Source organism: Lachnoclostridium sp. An138 (genome assembly GCF_002160765.1).
GTDB classification, from domain to species: Bacteria; Bacillota; Clostridia; order Lachnospirales; family Lachnospiraceae; genus Laedolimicola; species Laedolimicola faecalis.
Map to the genome: position 1 here is coordinate 1 of NZ_NFLF01000021.1, position 16675 is coordinate 16675.

The 16675-nt window shown below is 48.8% G+C and carries 18 protein-coding genes and 2 pseudogenes; 11 read left to right on the forward strand and 9 right to left on the reverse strand.

The window, feature by feature from the left end:
• Positions 1-67: 67 nt before the first annotated feature.
• The 11 genes and pseudogenes from B5E82_RS17985 to B5E82_RS14525 form a co-directional block, all read left to right on the forward strand.
• Positions 68-193, forward strand: a pseudogene (locus tag B5E82_RS17985) (ParA family protein); the annotation flags it as partial.
• Positions 177-482: pseudogene (locus B5E82_RS14485) on the forward strand (relaxase/mobilization nuclease domain-containing protein); the annotation flags it as partial. The pseudogenes B5E82_RS17985 and B5E82_RS14485, both read left to right, overlap by 17 nt.
• A 380-nt stretch (positions 483-862) precedes the next feature.
• Positions 863-997 carry a hypothetical protein gene (locus B5E82_RS18635; protein ID WP_275533167.1) on the forward strand — a complete coding sequence of 45 codons (135 nt, stop codon included), beginning with the start codon at positions 863-865 and terminating at the stop codon, positions 995-997.
• Between the two features lie 213 nt (positions 998-1210).
• Positions 1211-2506: a hypothetical protein gene (locus tag B5E82_RS14490; RefSeq protein ID WP_087308267.1), complete on the forward strand. Its 1296-nt coding sequence runs from the start codon at positions 1211-1213 to the stop codon at positions 2504-2506.
• An 18-nt stretch (positions 2507-2524) separates the two neighbouring features.
• Positions 2525-3673, forward strand: coding sequence for a DUF5104 domain-containing protein (locus B5E82_RS14495; RefSeq protein ID WP_087308268.1), 1149 nt, complete (start codon positions 2525-2527; stop codon positions 3671-3673).
• 29 nt (positions 3674-3702) lie between these two features.
• On the forward strand, positions 3703-4134 hold the full coding sequence (locus B5E82_RS14500) for a hypothetical protein (protein ID WP_087308269.1): 432 nt from the start codon (positions 3703-3705) through the stop codon (positions 4132-4134).
• Positions 4135-4251: 117 nt separating this feature from the next.
• Complete coding sequence (locus B5E82_RS14505) at positions 4252-4560, forward strand: hypothetical protein (protein ID WP_087308270.1); 309 nt, start codon at positions 4252-4254, stop codon at positions 4558-4560.
• 53 nt (positions 4561-4613) lie between these two features.
• A complete protein-coding gene (locus B5E82_RS14510; protein WP_087308271.1) occupies positions 4614-5468 on the forward strand; it encodes a KilA-N domain-containing protein in 855 nt (284 codons plus the stop codon).
• A 196-nt stretch (positions 5469-5664) separates the two neighbouring features.
• Positions 5665-6684 carry a virulence RhuM family protein gene (locus B5E82_RS14515; RefSeq protein ID WP_164488698.1) on the forward strand — a complete coding sequence of 340 codons (1020 nt, stop codon included), beginning with the start codon at positions 5665-5667 and terminating at the stop codon, positions 6682-6684.
• 62 nt (positions 6685-6746) lie between these two features.
• Positions 6747-6908 carry a KilA-N domain-containing protein gene (locus B5E82_RS19000; protein ID WP_330398383.1) on the forward strand — a complete coding sequence of 54 codons (162 nt, stop codon included), beginning with the start codon at positions 6747-6749 and terminating at the stop codon, positions 6906-6908.
• Positions 6909-7133: 225 nt separating this feature from the next.
• A complete protein-coding gene (locus B5E82_RS14525; protein WP_087308273.1) occupies positions 7134-8033 on the forward strand; it encodes an aminoglycoside 6-adenylyltransferase in 900 nt (299 codons plus the stop codon).
• A gap of 111 nt (positions 8034-8144) precedes the next feature.
• Here the strand turns inward: B5E82_RS14525 and B5E82_RS14530 are convergent, their stop codons facing one another.
• The 9 genes from B5E82_RS14530 to B5E82_RS14570 all read right to left on the reverse strand — a co-directional run bounded on the left by B5E82_RS14530 (position 8145) and on the right by B5E82_RS14570 (position 16128).
• Positions 8145-10412: an EAL domain-containing protein gene (locus B5E82_RS14530; RefSeq protein WP_087308274.1), complete on the reverse strand. Its 2268-nt coding sequence runs from the start codon at positions 10410-10412 to the stop codon at positions 8145-8147.
• A gap of 57 nt (positions 10413-10469) precedes the next feature.
• A complete protein-coding gene (locus B5E82_RS14535; protein ID WP_442911314.1) occupies positions 10470-11528 on the reverse strand; it encodes a type IV pilus twitching motility protein PilT in 1059 nt (352 codons plus the stop codon).
• Between the two features lie 36 nt (positions 11529-11564).
• A complete protein-coding gene (locus B5E82_RS14540; RefSeq protein ID WP_087308276.1) occupies positions 11565-12074 on the reverse strand; it encodes a hypothetical protein in 510 nt (169 codons plus the stop codon).
• Entirely contained in the window at positions 12064-12579 is a 516-nt protein-coding gene (locus tag B5E82_RS14545; RefSeq protein WP_087308277.1) for a hypothetical protein, read from the reverse strand. The genes B5E82_RS14540 and B5E82_RS14545 overlap by 11 nt, the downstream gene beginning before the upstream one ends.
• On the reverse strand, positions 12576-13073 hold the full coding sequence (locus B5E82_RS14550) for a DUF4860 domain-containing protein (protein ID WP_087308278.1): 498 nt from the start codon (positions 13071-13073) through the stop codon (positions 12576-12578). Before B5E82_RS14550 ends, B5E82_RS14545 begins: the two co-directional genes overlap by 4 nt.
• The gene (locus B5E82_RS14555; RefSeq protein WP_087308279.1) at positions 13070-13414 is read right to left on the reverse strand and encodes a hypothetical protein; all 345 of its coding nucleotides are present in this window, start codon (positions 13412-13414) and stop codon (positions 13070-13072) included. Before B5E82_RS14555 ends, B5E82_RS14550 begins: the two co-directional genes overlap by 4 nt.
• A gap of 3 nt (positions 13415-13417) precedes the next feature.
• Positions 13418-14458 (reverse strand): type II secretion system F family protein, encoded by a 1041-nt coding sequence (locus B5E82_RS14560; protein ID WP_087308280.1) that lies wholly within the window; start codon positions 14456-14458, stop codon positions 13418-13420.
• A gap of 12 nt (positions 14459-14470) precedes the next feature.
• A complete protein-coding gene (locus B5E82_RS14565) occupies positions 14471-15484 on the reverse strand; it encodes a transglutaminase-like domain-containing protein (RefSeq protein ID WP_087308281.1) in 1014 nt (337 codons plus the stop codon).
• A 77-nt stretch (positions 15485-15561) separates the two neighbouring features.
• Positions 15562-16128, reverse strand: a complete 567-nt coding sequence (locus B5E82_RS14570) for an RNA polymerase sigma factor (RefSeq protein WP_162610795.1) — start codon at positions 16126-16128, stop codon at positions 15562-15564.
• Positions 16129-16675 lie beyond the last annotated feature (547 nt).

Consider the following 16675-nt stretch of genomic DNA (forward strand, 5'->3'; position numbering starts at 1 on the left):
AAATTTATGTAATAGAGCCTGTAAAGTGGCTCTGAATTACCGGAATATGTGGCTCTCATTCTCCGGAATGGTGGCTCTCAAAGTTCGGACAGGTGGCTCAAAGAGCCCCGGAATAATCACCGTTGCCAACCAGAAGGGCGGCGTTGGCAAAACGACCACCTGTGCTAACTTAGGGATATGTGGCCTACCGCAGGGCTGGATATTCAAAGAAATTCCGGCAGGAGCATGAGGAGGAAATCTTGCTGCACCAGGCCGCCAAGGAAGCCTTCAACGAGCTGAACGTGAAGAAGCTGCCCACCATCAAGGAGCTTCAGACCGAGTACGCCCAGCTGCTGGCGGACAAGAAAAAGGCTTACGGAGAGTACCGGCAGGCCCGCGCCGCCATGCGGGAACTGCTGACGGTCAAGAACAATGTGGATCGTGTCCTGGCGGTGGAGCAGACCGAGCCGCAACAGAAAGAAAAAGACCACGGCCAGCGGTAAGCTGGTCGCGGTCAAAAGCGTTCGCCAGAACGCGCAGCCACAGATTGAAAATCTGTGTTCCAAGGGGGCTTGGGGGACTTCCCTCAACAAGCGCGTGGGGCTATCTGGATAGCCACAGGCATCGCTTGCTGCTCGCTGCTCGTGTGCTTACATTATTATATATAGCTTCTCAAAGTGCGTATTTGTAATTTCCCGGCGCAGAATGCCCATCCTATACAATAAATATGAAAAAAGTATAGGAGGCAGGAATCTAAAAACAATACATGGAATCACAGCACAGGCTGCTGCGCCGTAATCTGTACCAGCAGTAAAATTTTTCATAATTTTATGGTATTCTTATCTATATACCCGGATATGTAGAAATAGAAAATCCGTAGTTTGTGATCTCAGACTCTAAAGCGGCGCCGCAGTTTGTCGATATTGGCATGGAGAATGAGGGAAGCAGCGTGACATATACAGACGTCGAAGGCAGAGTATATGAATATGAGATCACGGCAGTAGTGACCGGATACTAGTCAGAAGAAGGCGGTGGAGCACTCGTACTAATCATGGAAGAACAGTTGTCAGGACAGAGAGTGGAGATACATTGCGCACAGATACCCTGACTGCCTGGGGTGTTGCCGTTCTCAGTAGATCTGAGATGAAAAAATCTATAAAAACGGTAACTTTTACAGCTTGAATATGGTATTATTATCAGCATAGAAATGTGTTTTCAGAGGAGTGAGAGGATGGACAAGCTATATAAAACAGTGCTCGCAGCGGTGACAGCTGCTTCGGTACTCGTCTGCAGCGCCTGTGCGGGCGCTCCGGCAGCAGATCAGGTCCAGGACCCGGATGCCGGAAAAACATTGCCGGAGATGACAGAGAAGATTACCATACCTGCCTCGATATTTAAGTTTGCCAATACAGATATCGAGGACAACATGGAGGCTTTTGAAGATTACTGTACCGATGTAAGGCGTGACGGGGATGATCTAATTCTGGAAGTGACGCCGACGCAGAAAGAAGAACTTATAGAGATGTACGCCGGGTCCATTGACGATGTGCTGGAAGATATGGAGAAAGACGAACAGGGCTATTATGTAGAGGCGGATACCGATCACAGCCGTTTCATATATCATATCGACGAGAATATCGACGGTATTCTACAGGCAAAGATGCTGTTGACGATCACGACATCGGATGTCCTGACCGGAATCATGGAAACAGGGGATCCAAACTGGAGTGTCAGCGCAAAGATCGTGAACTGCCATACGGGGCTGACTGTCGGTGAAGGCACATTTCCGGACGGGAGCATCACCTTCGGGCCCGACGAATGGAAGGCCAGCTATGACGGCGGCGCATGGCTTGGTGCCAGACAGGAAGAGGTTATGGACATGACAGGCCTTACCGGGCCTTATGAGGAACTGACCGATACACAGAAAGGGGTCGTTACATCTGTCGTGCAGATGCTGGACTGGATCGAAGGGAAATATGAGCAGCAGTTTCATTATATATCCTACGCGCCGGGAGACGCCGTCGAGCAGGAACACCTAAAGGTGTATCCGGAACAGGGCGGTGAATCGGATGTTGTGACAGTGTACCGCACATATGAAAACGGCATGTACCGGTATGAAGACGATTACGGGGCGATCCTGATGCGCCCCGCCTATGAAGAGCAGGTACGCGCATTTGCAGAGCAGTATCTGCCTTCCGAAGGGATAAAGATATACACGGAGATAAAGAACGGCGGCAGCGGCGCGGCAGAAGAAGAAGCGATACTGAACGAGGTTTCCGCCGTGACGTATATTTTTATGGACGACGCCCTGTGTTCAGAACAGTACGAGGCGTTTCTGGAGGCTGTGCCGGACTGGCTGACGGAGAACTGTCAGGGCGTGCCGGCCGGGATCTATCTGCGCATGGCAGAGTCTGAAGCGTGGAAACAGATTGGCAGATCTGATTATGAGGATAAGCTCCGGGAAGATATCTATACCGAAGAGGCGGAGTGCGCGATATCCGGGAGCGGGAAAGTGACCGTATATTAGCTGAAAGGAAGAGAATTTATGAGGAAGGTATTACTGCTTATCGTATGCTGCGCCCTTGTATGCAGTTTGAGCGGATGCATCGTTTTCAGGCGGGGATCATCCAATGCATATCGTTCTGATAAAGAATTGGCGGATGAAATGATAGAAAACATTATCGGGTGCGCAGAGAAGGAAGATGCAAAAGCGCTGACGGGATTATTTTCGCAGTATGCCGGGGACAGTACGCTAAACTTAACGGAACAGGCGGAAGAATTCATAGAGTTTTTTCAGGGCGAATGTAAAAGCTGGAAAGGAAATGCAAGTTCCCATGAAAAAAGTGAACACGGAAAAATAACATGGCGGGAATTGAGAGGGCACTATTCGGTTATTACAGATGAAGCACAATATGAAATCGCATATATTTATATTCCTTTTTACAGAGAAGAACCGGATAAAGAAGGGCTTACTGCGATAGAGATCACTACGGAAGAAACTTTTAACAAGGATGAATTTCTCTGGAGTCTGGATCAGAAACCGGGTATCTATGTGACAGAAACCGGGGAAGAGACGTATTCGGAACAGAGGCTGATCACTCCGGAAGAACTGATCCGGGCGGCAGGACTTACAAAAGAACAGTACAGCAAAGTTGATCTGGAACAGTTTATTGAGGATTTTGACATCACGACAGAAGATGTGGATACGCTCAACATACCTTTGCTCCTGGAAGAATACGAACCGGAACGCAAATTCGGCATGTATGATGTAAGTTATCTCATTGAAGACGGCATAGAAGAACGCACATCTGATTTTACAGAAAATGTATATGCTGTAGCTTTTATGGAAAATAAGAATACAAGTACAGAATGTGTATATTATGATCTGCCGGACAGAAAAAGGTATCAAACGTCGGACGCGTATCTCTTTGATGACCTCTACCAGATACAGGGCGGATATTATGCGGACGGACAGCAGATCATTGAGGCGTTAGACAAGTATGGTGTTTTTGGCTGGGAATCCGGAACGGGTGAAGAGGAAATTACAGATCCCCAGCATATGGTGCTGGCTGTATTATATGATGACGGAACGGTCTTCCGTGTAGAAGCGTCCGGCTTGTTGTCGCAGGCGCTGCCGGACGAATACGATGAAGTGAAAGAAATGCTTCTGTCAGGAGAATACAGCGGAAGTTAAAAAAGAGTTTTGTTTCAAAGGGGGACGCTATGGATAGAGTGTTTGAAGATGAATTTATGGATGCGCAGTCACGGATTATTTCACTATGTGTCGAATTTGCGGGGAATAGGACTGATAAAGTTTATGCCTATGGCTCTATCGAAGAAAGCAGTATTTCGTTCAATGCATTTTTCAAGATTGATGGTCAGATAAAAACAACAAATAATATAGCTGCCGATCCGGACGCGATATGGGATTTTCTGGATCTTGGGGAAGCGGATCTTGAGAAGATAAGACAAATATGCATACATTACGAAAAACCTGTCCCCACGGAATTAAGAATGATTTATGACTGTAAAAGCGGTAAAATAGACACGGAATATAAGTATGAAAGTATCTGTTCCGCAAAGACGGGGACAGATTCAAGCGAGATTTTTATGAAGTGGTTAGATGAGGTTCGCCAAAGCACATGGAAGAGATAAAACAGCATTGTGAAAAAGTCATACAGATACTCCGTTCCGATTATAGTACGCAGTTACAGTATTCGGGAATAATCAAAAAAATATACGACGTTATGCTGCAGATCATATGGCGTCCATGTGGAGCAACAGAAAAGGGATGAAAATATTTACCAGATTGCAGAGCAGATAGTCCAATTACATCAGAAAGCCTATGAGTTTTATTTACCATTGGTTGAAGATGTGTGCAGCAGAACTGTGTCGGAAGATGAATTGTCACATTTGTTAGATTATTTACTGGACTTTGCGTGTGATGAAAAAATCCTGGGATTGTACAAAAGGGTATGTAGAAAGTATTTGGATGTATATCCCGGTTGTATTAGGGATTATATTGAAGCATATCGGGAAATGTGGGAAGATGAAGATAGTTACTCAGCAGATTTCTCTTAAAGGGAAAAGAATACGGTGTTTCAAAATGTTATGGTTTGCTTATGGGAGGTATAATGGGAAAAATAATTAAGGATACAATTCATGCGGCTGGGGTTGATATTGGAATTTATACGCAGGATTTTGAAAATGAATTTATTTCCTTGACGGATATTGCCCGATATAAGAGTGATGATCCGACAGCAGTTATTCAAAACTGGATGAGGAATCGGGATGTGATAGAATTTTTAGGTCTCTGGGAAAGGCTACATAATCCAGATTTTAAACCCCTCGAATTCGAGGGGTTTAAAAAGCAGGCTGGTGCCAATGCGTTTACAATGTCACCTAAGAAATGGATAGAAGCAACAGATGCTATTGGCATTGTTTCAAAAGCAGGACGTTATGGAGGAACATATGCCCATAGCGATATTGCCATGTCTTTTGCAACATGGATTTCTCCAGAGTTCCAGTTATATATTATGAAAGACTATAGGCGTTTAAAAACAGACGAAAATAGTCGGCTATCGTTGAATTGGAATTTGAATAGAGAAATTTCTAAGTTGAATTACAGGATACATACAGATGCGATTAAAGAAAATCTAATTCCACCAGAATTAACGCCTGCACAGGTGGCATATACCTATGCGAATGAAGCGGATCTATTGAATGTTGTTTTGTTTGGAAAGACGGCTAAGCAATGGAAAAATGAAAATCCAACAGTGAAAGGAAATATGCGAGATGTAGCAACACTGAATCAATTACTGGTACTTGCAAATCTGGAAAGCTATAATGCAGTTTTAATTAGTCAAGGGAAGAACCAGAAAGAGCGGATGGAATTACTTCGACAGTTGGCGGTGCAACAGTTGCAGACATTGGAGATGATAAGTTTAAATAATTTGCCGAAATTGGAAGATGGGTTTAACAAGAAGTAGGAAAAAAGTGATAGGTAAATAGTTATGAAATATGAACTTTTCTTTTTAAATAATATACATGATTCTATGGAAATGGTAAATGTAGAGCTAGATTCGTTTTTGGATTTGTTTAGTCAGGGTGATTTTGATGAATTAACCATAAAACATATTATATTGAATCTAGCAAGAAACTAATGGAACGGAGGAGGCTTGAATGATGGAGGATAAAAAAGGCGGTTCCGATACTGTTGGAAGTGAAATTATCATATATCAAACGGAAGATGGGCACACAAAAATTGACGTTAAGTTTGAAGATGAGACCGTTTGGCTTACACAGGCGCAATTATGCGAACTCTACCAAACCAGTAAATCCAATATCAGTGAGCATATTAAACACATTTTTGAAGAAGGCGAACTGGAAGAAAATTCAGTTGTTCGGAAATTCCGAACAACTGCTTCTGACGGGAAAAAATATAATACAATACATTATAATCTTGATATGATTATTTCTCTTGGGTATAGAGTAAAATCAAAAATTGCTACAAATTTTCGCCGGTGGGCTACTGAGCGCTTAAAAGAATACATGATAAAAGGCTTTACAATGGATGATGAGCGGCTGAAAAATCTGGGCGGCGGTAACTACTGGAAAGAGCTGTTAGACCGCATACGAGATATACGTTCGTCTGAAAAGGTTATGTACCGACAGGTTCTTGACCTTTATGCAACGAGTGTTGACTATGATCCTAAGAGCAGTGAATCTATTGCATTTTTTCAAATGGTGCAGAACAAATTGCATTATGCAGCACATGGACATACAGCAGCGGAGGTTATATACGAGCGTGCGGATGCGAGCCAGCCTTTTATGGGATTGAAGAGTTTTTCTGGTGACTTTCCTACTTTAAAGGATATAGGCATTGCAAAGAATTACCTTAATGATGAAGAATTAAAAATATTGAATAATATTGTATCGGGATATTTTGATTTTGCAGAAATTCAGGCTATGCGCCATAATCCCATGTATATGTCAGATTATGTGGAGCATCTTGATAATGTTTTGAAGACTACCGGGGAAAAGGTGCTGCAGGGTGCCGGTACAATCAGTCATGCGCAGGCAATTGAGAAGGCAACAGAAGAGTATAGAAAATATCAGGTACAGAATTTGTCACCGGTGGAAGAGAAATATTTGGAAAGCATTAAAAATATTCAAAGCATAGTAAAGAAAAAAGATAATAACTAATAGAACAGGATGCTTCCATGCAAATATCAAAATTGTTAAGGAGACTATCCATGTAAAAGGTATTGACAACAGGAATCTATACTACAAATTTTGAAAATGAATTTATTTCATTAACGGATATTGCAAAATATCGAAATGAGGACGCCCCGAGATTTGTGATTCAAAACTGGATGCGAAATAGAAATACGATTGAGTTTTTAGGCGTTTGGGAAGAATTGTATTGACACTATCATTGCATAATCCAGATTTTAACCGTGTGCAATTCGAGGCGGTTAAAAATGAGGCTGGATTAAATCGTTTTGTTATGACACCGACAAAGTGGATTACGCAGATTAATGTGTAAAAAGGAAATGATGATAGAAACACGGATATTTTACAATGTACCGGCGGGTTATCCTTATGGGGATGGCGTGTCCGGGACAGCGGTTTAAAGATAAGGAGACATAAAATTGCGTGCAGACACAGAAATCATGAATCTGATTATCCATACGGCTCAAACGGATGACAGAGTCCTGGCGGCATATCTGAAGGGATCGCGGACCAATCCGCATGCCCCGAAGGACCGCTATCGGGACTTCGATGTAATGTATGTGGTTAAAGAGACAGAAAGCTTTATTTCTAATCCGGTATGGCTGAATGTGTTCGGAAAGGTTATGCTCAGGCAGGAACAGGATGATGATTTTGGATATGGGGAGAGATTTGGAATACGCGGCCGTTATGAGGAAAGCTATTCCTGGCTGCTGCTGTTTGAGGATGGAAGCCGTATCGATATTGGCGTGGAGACGGTTTCGGCGCTGGAAAAGGGCAGCAATCGAAACAAGCTGTTTCTTCCGCTTTTGGATAAGACGGGATGTCTTCCGGAGTGTCCGCCGCCCACAGATGAGGAGTTCTATGTGACTCCGCCGGCCGCGAAGAGATATCGGGGCTGCTGCAATGAATTTTTCTGGTGCCTTTGTGATGTGGTCAAGGGGATTGCCAGAGATGAACTTCCCTTTGCCATGACGACCTATAATATGCTTGTGCGCAGTATGCTGGAGCAGATGCTGGTCTGGTATGTGGGCATCCTGACGGGGTATTCCGTCTCCTGTGGGAAAATGAATAAGTATTTCAAAAAGTATCTGCCGGCAGAAGTGTATCGGCAGTATCTGGAAACGTATTCGGACAGCAGCACCGGGCATTTTTGGAAGGCCATTGACACAGCCTGCGGCCTGTTTCATCGAACGGCGCAGTTTGTTGCGGAAGAGTCTGGCTTTCGATATCCGCAGGAAGATGAGGAGGGCTTTCGAAAATACGCTGAAATAGTAAAATCGATGCAGTCATATCAGTCTGACGAGGCAGGGAAAGAATAAAAGCAAGACAAAAGGACAAAAAGGACAGGCAAGACAGGAAGAAACGCAGAAACGCAGGAGGGGCATACGACATTTCCGGAAACAGGAAAGAACGTATGCCCCTCATCTCTATCACTTCACATACATATATTTTTCATCAAATTCTTCCGCGCTCAGGGGCCTGCTGTACAGGTATCCCTGTCCCACGCCGCAGCCGATCTCGCGTATCAGCTGTTCGTCTTCCGGAGTCTCGACGCCTTCCGCTACAGTGGAGATGCCGAGGCGGCCGGTCAGCCGTACGATTTCCTCCAGGATGAGCCGGATGCGTCCCTGATTCTGGGAGGGAGCGTTCATCAGGAAATCCCGATCCAGTTTCAGCTCATTGATTTTCAGGCTCCCGAATACATTCAGGGAAGAGTAGCCGCTTCCGAAATCATCCAGAGAGACCCGGAAGCCTTTTTCCTGAAGCTGCAGGATTCTGGCGTTCAGTTCGTCTACATTTTCCAAAGCAAGCCCTTCCAGAATTTCCAGAGTGATAAGGCTGGCGGGAATCTGATACCGGTCCAGCAGGCAGGTCAGGTTCCGCACATAATCCCGGTCGAAGAAGAGCAGCTTTGACTGGTTTACAGAGATGGGAACGGGGTCAAGGCCCCTGTCCAGCCAGGAACGGATCTGGCGGCAGGCCTGCTCAGCCATGTAGAGATCCAGATTGACGCAGAAGCCGTTCCTTTCAAAGAGAGGAATGAACTGTCCGGGGTAAATGGTGCGCCCGCTGTCTGCCTGCCAGCGGACCAGGGCCTCCGCGCTGTCCAGTCTGCCGGTTTTCAGATTGATTTTCGGCTGCAGGTACAGCTTGAATTCCCGGCTCTGCAGGGCATGGTGCATATGGCTTTCGATATAGTTTTCCAGTTCTTCCTGTTTATGAAGCTCTGTGTCGAAAAACCAGATGGTGCTGCTGTGTCCGCCTTTGGCCTTGTCCAGAGCAAATTGAACTCTTGTCAGCATATTTTCCGCTTCCAGCTCCGGTTCAATGCCGGCAGAGGAGAGGGTCACGCCGCAGTACAGGGCCAGCTGGTAGTCTGTCCGGATGTTCAGGGCATTTCTTTCGATTTCCGAGGTAAAAGCCTCCAGGCGTCTTCGTATGATTTCCGGATTCGTCTCCTGAAAAAACAGGTAGAAGCGGTCTTCGGTGTCATGGCAGAAAAATTCGTTTTTCTTTATATGTCTGGAGGCTGTTTCCTTAATGTGGCAGAGCAGCTCCACAGATTTTGTTTTGCCGAAGATTTCCGTCAGAAAAGGAAACTGGCGGATGCTGAGGGCGGTGACGCTTCCCCCGGAGGCGCTTAAGGAATCCGCCAGTTTCTGGCGGAAGCGGGTCATATTTTCCGCGCCGGTGACAGTATCGTGATAAGCCAGAAACAGCAAATCTTTATTATAATTACGCAGCGCCCGGTATCCATAGATCATCAGGAAGACGATCAGAAGCAGCACAGTGATAAATATGGACTGTATGATGCGCACGGAATTATCAGTGCCGGCGCTCAGCCCGTCGCCTGTGCTGACGCAGAACAGATACCAGTTGTTGAGTCCCACAGGTTCCATCAGAAAGGGGTATTTTTTCCCTTCATAGGTAAAGATGGAAAAGGTTCTTTCCTCTTTCTGAAGGGCTTCCTGCACCTCTTTTCTGGAATCCCCTTCCAGATAGGGACCATCAAAGATAGAAGAAATATCGTCCTTTACGACAGTCTTTGGAGAACGTACCAGAAAATCTCCTTTGGAGTTAATCAGATTGATATAGCCGCCCCCTCCCAGGACGGTGTTCCCGGACAAAATGTCAGAGAAAATCTCGATGTGGTCGCTGGCGGCCAGAGCGCCGATTACTTCACTGCCGTCATAGACGGGAACGCTGTATACGAATACGCGGCGGTCGGAGATGGTGCTTTCGAAAAGCTTTGAAACAGAGGCTTCTCCCGCAAGGGATTTTTCCACCGCCGCCTGCCCCTCGGCAGAGAGATCGGAAAGCTCCGCTTCGGTCAGGATGCTGCCCTCATAGTTGGAAAGGACGCCCTTTCCATCGCGGCTGAAGTAGACGATATTTACAAAATTGGTATACTTCTGTGTCTGCTGCAGGCGTTCTGCCAGAAGGTCCCAGTCCGAATAGGATGCATCCTTCAGAAATACGGACAGCGTTGAAAGGGTCTGAAAATCAGCCCGGAGCTGTTTCATGATCCGGGATTTGTATTCTTCGGCTTCCGTAATCACCTGTTCCTTCATGGTCTGGTTCCTGGCGGCCCGCAGATAAGCGGAAAAGATTCCGCCGCATACAAGGAGGCTCAGGTTGATGCAGACGACCAGGATTGCGGCCCGTCTCAGCCGTTTTCTCAGTTTTTCTTCTATCATGTCTGTACACTCCTTTGTCTTAAGCCGGAAATAAAATACGTATTCCCCATTGGCGTTTTACAGCTTTTTCTTCAGCATTTCCGGATTGGAAGCATGGGAAAGGGCTTCCTCCCGGGTGATCCGGCCGGAACGGCAAAGGGCCGCCAGGCTGGTATCCATGGAAAACATGGTATCTGATGAAGCGGAATAGATCATGCCGTCGATCTGCGGAATCTTATTTTCCCGAATCATATTTCGGATAGCGGGGGTCATAGTCATCAGCTCAAAGGCGGCGGTTCGGGCAGAGCCGTCGGCGGCCTGGAGCAGCTGCTGGGATACTACTGCCTGCAGGGTCGTGGACAGTTGTACAGCTATCTGGCGCTGCTGCCCGGGCGGGAAGACATCGATAATCCGGTCGATAGTGCTGGCGGCTCCCGGCGTGTGAAGGGTGGAAAGCACCAGATGGCCGGTTTCCGCCGCGGTCATGGCGATGGAGATAGTTTCAAAATCCCGCATTTCGCCAAGCAGGATCACGTCCGGACTCTGGCGGAGAGAAGCGCGCAGAGCTGTCACATAGCTCTCCGTATCAGAACTGATTTCTCTCTGGCTTACGATGCTTTTTTTATGCCGGTGAAGATATTCCAGCGGGTCTTCCATGGTAATGATGTGCTTCTCCTGGGTCTGGTTGATGGCATCTATGATGCAGGCCAGGGTCGTGGATTTTCCGCTTCCGGCAGGGCCGGTCACCAGCACCAGGCCTCTGGGGAGGCTTCCGAGACTGATGACAGCCTCCGGGATACCGAGAGCCCGGGGGTCCGGCAGCTCAAAAGTGATGATGCGTATTACCGCGGCCATGGAGCCGCGCTGCATATAAGCGCTGACACGGAAACGGGAGAGGCCGGATACCGCAAAGGAAAAGTCATCGTCTCCCCGGGTCTGAAGACGGGAAAGATCCCGGCCGTCCGCCAGGGAATAGATATCCCGGATCAGCTGCGCCGTATCTGCCGGCATCAGGCGTTCTTCCCCTATCGTCTCGATTCGCCCGTCCTTTTTGCAGGAAAGCTGGCGTCCGGCGACGATGAAAAGGTCGGACGCCCCCATTCGGATGGTCTGTGTCAGAAAATCTAAAGCATTTATCATAGTACTCTCCATTCTTCCGCCTTTGTCCGGCGGTTATTCCTCCATCAGCATATCTGACAGGGCATCTTCGTCCAGAAGAGGCAGACTTTCGTCAGATTCCCACTGGTGGGTGGACTCAGTGCGCCATTTCAGAATGCGGAAGCGGCTTCCGTTCCAGAGGGCTTCATAAGAGAGCTCCAGGGATACGCGCAGCAGCTGTTCTTCTTCCAGGGGAACCGCGTACTGCAGAGTCCGCTCGTCTGTAAATGTGATGCCTTCCCGTCCTTCCAGTTCTTCCTGTACCTGAGCGTAGAAAGAGGTCTCATTTTCGGCGCCGGAGTACTGCTCCAGGCAGGAAATGATATCCAGAAGAATGTCATTTGCCCGGTTCTCCGCGTCGTAATAGGCGGACGTGCGGTCCGCGCTCCGCCGGCTGAGCCGCAGATCGGCTCTGGCAGTAGCCAGAGAGAGAACGGAAAAGGTCAGCAGGCAGAGCATGACAAAAATCAGTACAAAGGAAGTAATGCCGACGCTGGCGGCAGAGCGTTTGTTTTCAGGATTCATGAGCCGATCCTCCTTCTGTCCCGGTATGTTCAGACGGATAACGCAGGTCAAGCTTATAGATGATAGTTCCGTCCGGCCCGGTCATGGACAGGCGCGCGTCTGTGCGGATGCCTTCCTGACTGGTGTGAATCAGAAGCGTATAAGCAGCTTCCTCACGGGAACAGGGCTGCCGGCTGCTGTCATAATAGACGGCGCAGGTCTGTCCGTCCGAGAGGGCAGCAGGGTCATCAGAGCCGGAGGCGCCAGTGACGCCGTCGGTGCTGACAGCCGCGGCTCCCGGAAGATAGACGGAAACGGCTTCCGGAGAACCATCCGTATACCGGATGACGGAAGCGGCGCTGGAGACCTGGGCGGAAGCAAAGCTTAAGTCCGAGGCCGCCTGGCTCATCAGATGCGCCTGGGCAAACGCCCGTACGCAGACGGCGCTTCCGGCGGAGAAAAACAGGATGGCGATGATGAGCTCTATCAGAAAAAGACTGGAGCGCGCGGGTTTCAGACGTGTCATATTCCGCCTCCTTCCGTATTCCTCAGATGCAGGAGAAAGGAAAGGACCTGTCCCCGGCTGTCCGGAACGGTAAAACGCAGGAAGCCCTCTCCCAGGTCCTCGATGGCAAAGCCCTCTGCCTGCAGAATCTGCTGTCCCATGGAAGCAAAGACTTCCGTGCCCTGCCGGACCACAAGCTCACAGAGATACCCGCCGTCCGGGTAAATATAAGTCTCGTAGATGCTGCCATCGATCTCGTCTGTCAGCAGAATGGCGTTTCTTCCTTCCAGCTGAGTCAGAGCCGTCTGCCCCTCTGCGTCATGCTGCCGGATTTTCTCCGCCACATAGGAGAGCGCAGTACGCGCGCTGTAGGTATCCTCCAGATACCGGGCCGTGGACCGGTATACCTTTACGCCCATGGAAACCACCAGAAACGCGCAGACAGCAAAGACGCAGAAAAGAGACAGGGTAAACAGAAAATCCACCGTATGGGACTGGAATTGTCTTCGTCTCATGAGCCTGCCCCCCTTTCCTTCAGAGGAATCACTGTCACGTCCGGCATCAGATTAGAGCCGATGACCTCATAGGAAACTACGTATTTTTTTGAGTCGTAGGATAGTCCGTAGTGTTCTTCCAGATAATTTAAATCTTCCGGATAAAAGCCCTCCAGCGCATAGCACTGGACTGCGTCCTGGAGCACAGTTTCCCGCAGCCTCAGCGCCTCTTCCCGGGCGGCGGCAGAAGAGACGGAGGAAAGGCCTTCAAGAAGCAGCAGAAGCATGACGCAAAAGAGCAGAGCAGGAAGCAGAACGCGGAGATACCGCAGCCGGCCCCTGCTTTTATGGAAACGGTTCATACATTATCCTCCGATATTTACCATGATGCCGAGAAGCGGCAGCATGACAGAGAGCAGAATCAGACCCACAGCCACGGACAGGACCGCCACCAGAGTAGGCTCCAGCCTGCCCAGGACTGTGTCGATTCGTTCCTCGATCTCTTCCTCGTACTGAGTGGAGATCTGCTTCATGACTTCCTCCAGGGAGCCGGCCCGGAAGCCTGCGGAGAGCATCCGCGCGTAAGTGCCTGAAAAAATCCGCGCCCGGGCAGCAGCTTCGGCGAAATTTTCTCCTTCCGCCACATTTTTGCGGATTTCCTGAATCTGATCCCGGACTTTCGGATGCTCCACCAGCTGTTCCGTCATTTCCAGGCTCTGATCCACATCCAGTCCGCTGCTTATGGACAGCGACATGGCGTCTGCAAAACGGGAGCAGGCGATCTTTTCAGCCAGCCTGCGGGTGAACACAGAACGGTTAAAGAGCCGGGAAGAGAGCCGCCGCCCCTGTTCCGTAAAAAAGAGGAAGACGCAGGCGGCAGCCACGGCCGCGGCCAGAATCAGAAAAACGGCGCTGTAATCGCCAAGGACGCCTCCCAGCTCCATGACAGCCCCCGGAAATCCGGTCATCTGCGCGCCCAGCTGGTCGAATACCTGGCGGAAGATGGGCATTACTTTTATCAGGAGCACGGCCATCACAGCAATCATCATTCCAAGCATCACCAGCGGATAGGCCACGGCGCTGCGCAGATTTCTGGAAAGCGCCTCTTCCCGACGGTAGTGGGCCGCCAGAGACTCCATCACGTCGTCCAGACGCCCGGTCTGTTCGCCCAGCTCCACCATGCTGCAGAGATAAGCGGGGAATACCTGCGCGGACTCCAGAGAACGGCTGAGGCTGCCTGTCTCCTCCATTTCCCGAATCAGCTGCTCCAGGAGAGTACGCCCGTCTCCCCCGGGGGAATCCTCCAGCATCAGCGACAGGCCTTCCAGAGAAGAAATGCCGGAGCGCAGAGTGAGAGCCAGCTGGCTGCAGAAAAAAATCAGTTCCGTGTTATTTAAAGCTTTCATAAGACTCCTTTCTCACCGGATATACTGAGTGGTATAGTTGGACCCGTCGCCAACATATTTCAGGGCGGCGCTGCTGCTGTCATTTCCGGCAGCCAGCGTGGGGTCCATGCGGGTCCAGCCCCCGGAGGTAAATTCAATCAGCCGGTCGATCCAGCCGGTTTCTTCCGTATAAACGCTGATCCAGGCGTGATAGATATCGCCGGAATAACCGATTTCCAGGCGTGTGGGAATATTCTGGGAGCGGAGCATGGCTGCCGTCAGCGAAGCGTAATCAAAACAGATTCCCTTTCCGGTCCGCAGAGTCTCATCCACATCCGGCAGATAGCCTGCGGCCACCGTCTCAGCCTTTTCCAGATCATAGGCGACATGCCCGATTACATAATGGTAGATATCCGCCACAGCGTCCAGGTCGTCGGACGCCTCCGCCGCCGCTTCCGCCGCCACAGCGACTGCTTCGGTCCTGGCATTGAAATTCACGTACTGGTTGGGATACAGAAATGGAAACAGCTCATTTTCCAGGCTGACCTCCGTGGTTTCGCGGAAAAGAACGGCGTACTGGGTGCCAGCGATATTTTCGTATCCGTCTATCTGATAGGTTCCGTCGCCGCTGGTCAGCGGGAGAGAGATAAAAGAATCAGACGGCGTAAGAAAATACTTGTAATGAATGCCGTCCGGTCCGGTGATTTGAATATTGGCTTTGGCAGCGCTGCCCGTATACCTGGCCATGACATAGCCCTGGTCTGTATGGGAAATGTCTACGATCAGAGGCTCCTCTCCAAGGGTGCTCTCCAGCGGAGCCTGAGGCTCGTACACCACCGGCGTATTGGGCCGGACGCCGCTTTGTCCGCCAGCCTCAGCCTCTCCTTTTTCCGCGGCAGCCGTGTTTCCGGCGGCCGTATTTTCCGGAAGCTTTGCTTCCGCCTCCGCTCCGGGTCCGGGACTGCTGCCAGAGCAGGCGGACAGGAAAACAGCAGAAAGCAGAAGCAGGAACAGGACCCGCCAGGAAGCGCAAAATCTTAAATGCATGCCTTCTCCTTCTTATATAAATGTATATCAGCTATAAATGTATATCAGCGCCGGTGTACAAAGGAAGTACGCCGGCGCTAACAGGTGAATTTTTTCTGCAGATACTTTCGTACCTTATTGATGGCCCGCTTGACCGTACTCAGACTCACTCCGAGGAAATCAGCAATTTCCTCCAGCTTCAGATTATTCTCATAGCGCAGAAGAAAAGCCTGCCGCATAGGGGAAGGAAGCTCGTCCAGATATCGATCCATACGCTCCTGGAAATCTTTGTCCCAGATTCCCTGAAAACAGTCGTTCTGCTCTGTCAGATTCAGCAGAAATTCCGTATCATCATTGACAGAAGTCTCATGGCTTGCCACAAGCTGGGATTTTTTCTGAAAATCACAGCATACATGGTAGGCGATCTGCTTGGCCCATGGATAGAACAGACGGTTCTCCTTCAGGGAAGAGATGGAACGCCATATTAAGATGTAGATTTCGTGCAGCGCATCCTGTGCCAGATGAACATCCTTCAGGAAATAACAGGCGTATCGGTACAGGTTCTTATATGTAGCGTAGTAAAATTCAGTAAAAGCCTCAGTGTCATGGTTCCGGATGCGTTCTGCAAGAAGCGAGTAATACTCGATATCAAGCTTATTTTCCATAGAGGGAACTCCTGCAAAAAATATGTTACTTTGTGAACGCAATTTGATATGCAGGACATTGCCTGCTGTGAACGTAGATAAAAATACGTTATTAACGTACTTAAGTATAACACCAATGAACGTAAAGAACAAGGAAAAGATGGTGATTTCATGCAAATGGGGGAAATTTACAGGAATAAGGCGGAGAATGTGTTTCTCCGCTTCTGGTGCCTGGGGCGCGCATATCACATTCCGGTGTTCCCGTTGAAGCTCCGGTGCTTCCAGAAAAAGCAAGAGATCTTTATCCATTATTAAGGAAGAAATAAGTTTCTGTTTATAAAAAATTTAAAAATGTGAAAAAAATGTGACCCATTTGTGAACTTATGACCGTCTTTAATTAACAAAGGGGTTAGAAAGAGTCTGTCTGAGGGCTCCCTCCGGTGGGGAATACTTGAGGGGCCCGGCCGGACAGATTCCTGACGGATAAACAGTAAGTGACAAGAAAAGGAAGGAGAACGTCATGAAAACCAGGAAGACGAAGAAAAGGAACATCATAAGGAGAACCGTC

Bases quoted from the DNA above. Each gene is read 5' to 3' on its own strand.
- B5E82_RS14490 (WP_087308267.1), top strand. From the start codon at position 1,211: ATGGACAAGCTATATAAAACAGTGCTCGCAGCGGTGACAGCTGCTTCG.
- B5E82_RS14495 (WP_087308268.1), top strand. From the start codon at position 2,525: ATGAGGAAGGTATTACTGCTTATCGTATGCTGCGCCCTTGTATGCAGT.
- B5E82_RS14500 (WP_087308269.1), top strand. From the start codon at position 3,703: ATGGATAGAGTGTTTGAAGATGAATTTATGGATGCGCAGTCACGGATT.
- B5E82_RS14510 (WP_087308271.1), top strand. From the start codon at position 4,614: ATGGGAAAAATAATTAAGGATACAATTCATGCGGCTGGGGTTGATATT.
- B5E82_RS14515 (WP_164488698.1), top strand. From the start codon at position 5,665: ATGGAGGATAAAAAAGGCGGTTCCGATACTGTTGGAAGTGAAATTATC.
- B5E82_RS14530 (WP_087308274.1), bottom strand. From the start codon at position 10,412: ATGATAGAAGAAAAACTGAGAAAACGGCTGAGACGGGCCGCAATCCTG.
- B5E82_RS14540 (WP_087308276.1), bottom strand. From the start codon at position 12,074: ATGAATCCTGAAAACAAACGCTCTGCCGCCAGCGTCGGCATTACTTCC.
- B5E82_RS14545 (WP_087308277.1), bottom strand. From the start codon at position 12,579: ATGACACGTCTGAAACCCGCGCGCTCCAGTCTTTTTCTGATAGAGCTC.
- B5E82_RS14550 (WP_087308278.1), bottom strand. From the start codon at position 13,073: ATGAGACGAAGACAATTCCAGTCCCATACGGTGGATTTTCTGTTTACC.
- B5E82_RS14555 (WP_087308279.1), bottom strand. From the start codon at position 13,414: ATGAACCGTTTCCATAAAAGCAGGGGCCGGCTGCGGTATCTCCGCGTT.
- B5E82_RS14560 (WP_087308280.1), bottom strand. From the start codon at position 14,458: ATGAAAGCTTTAAATAACACGGAACTGATTTTTTTCTGCAGCCAGCTG.
- B5E82_RS14565 (WP_087308281.1), bottom strand. From the start codon at position 15,484: ATGCATTTAAGATTTTGCGCTTCCTGGCGGGTCCTGTTCCTGCTTCTG.
- B5E82_RS14570 (WP_162610795.1), bottom strand. From the start codon at position 16,128: ATGGAAAATAAGCTTGATATCGAGTATTACTCGCTTCTTGCAGAACGC.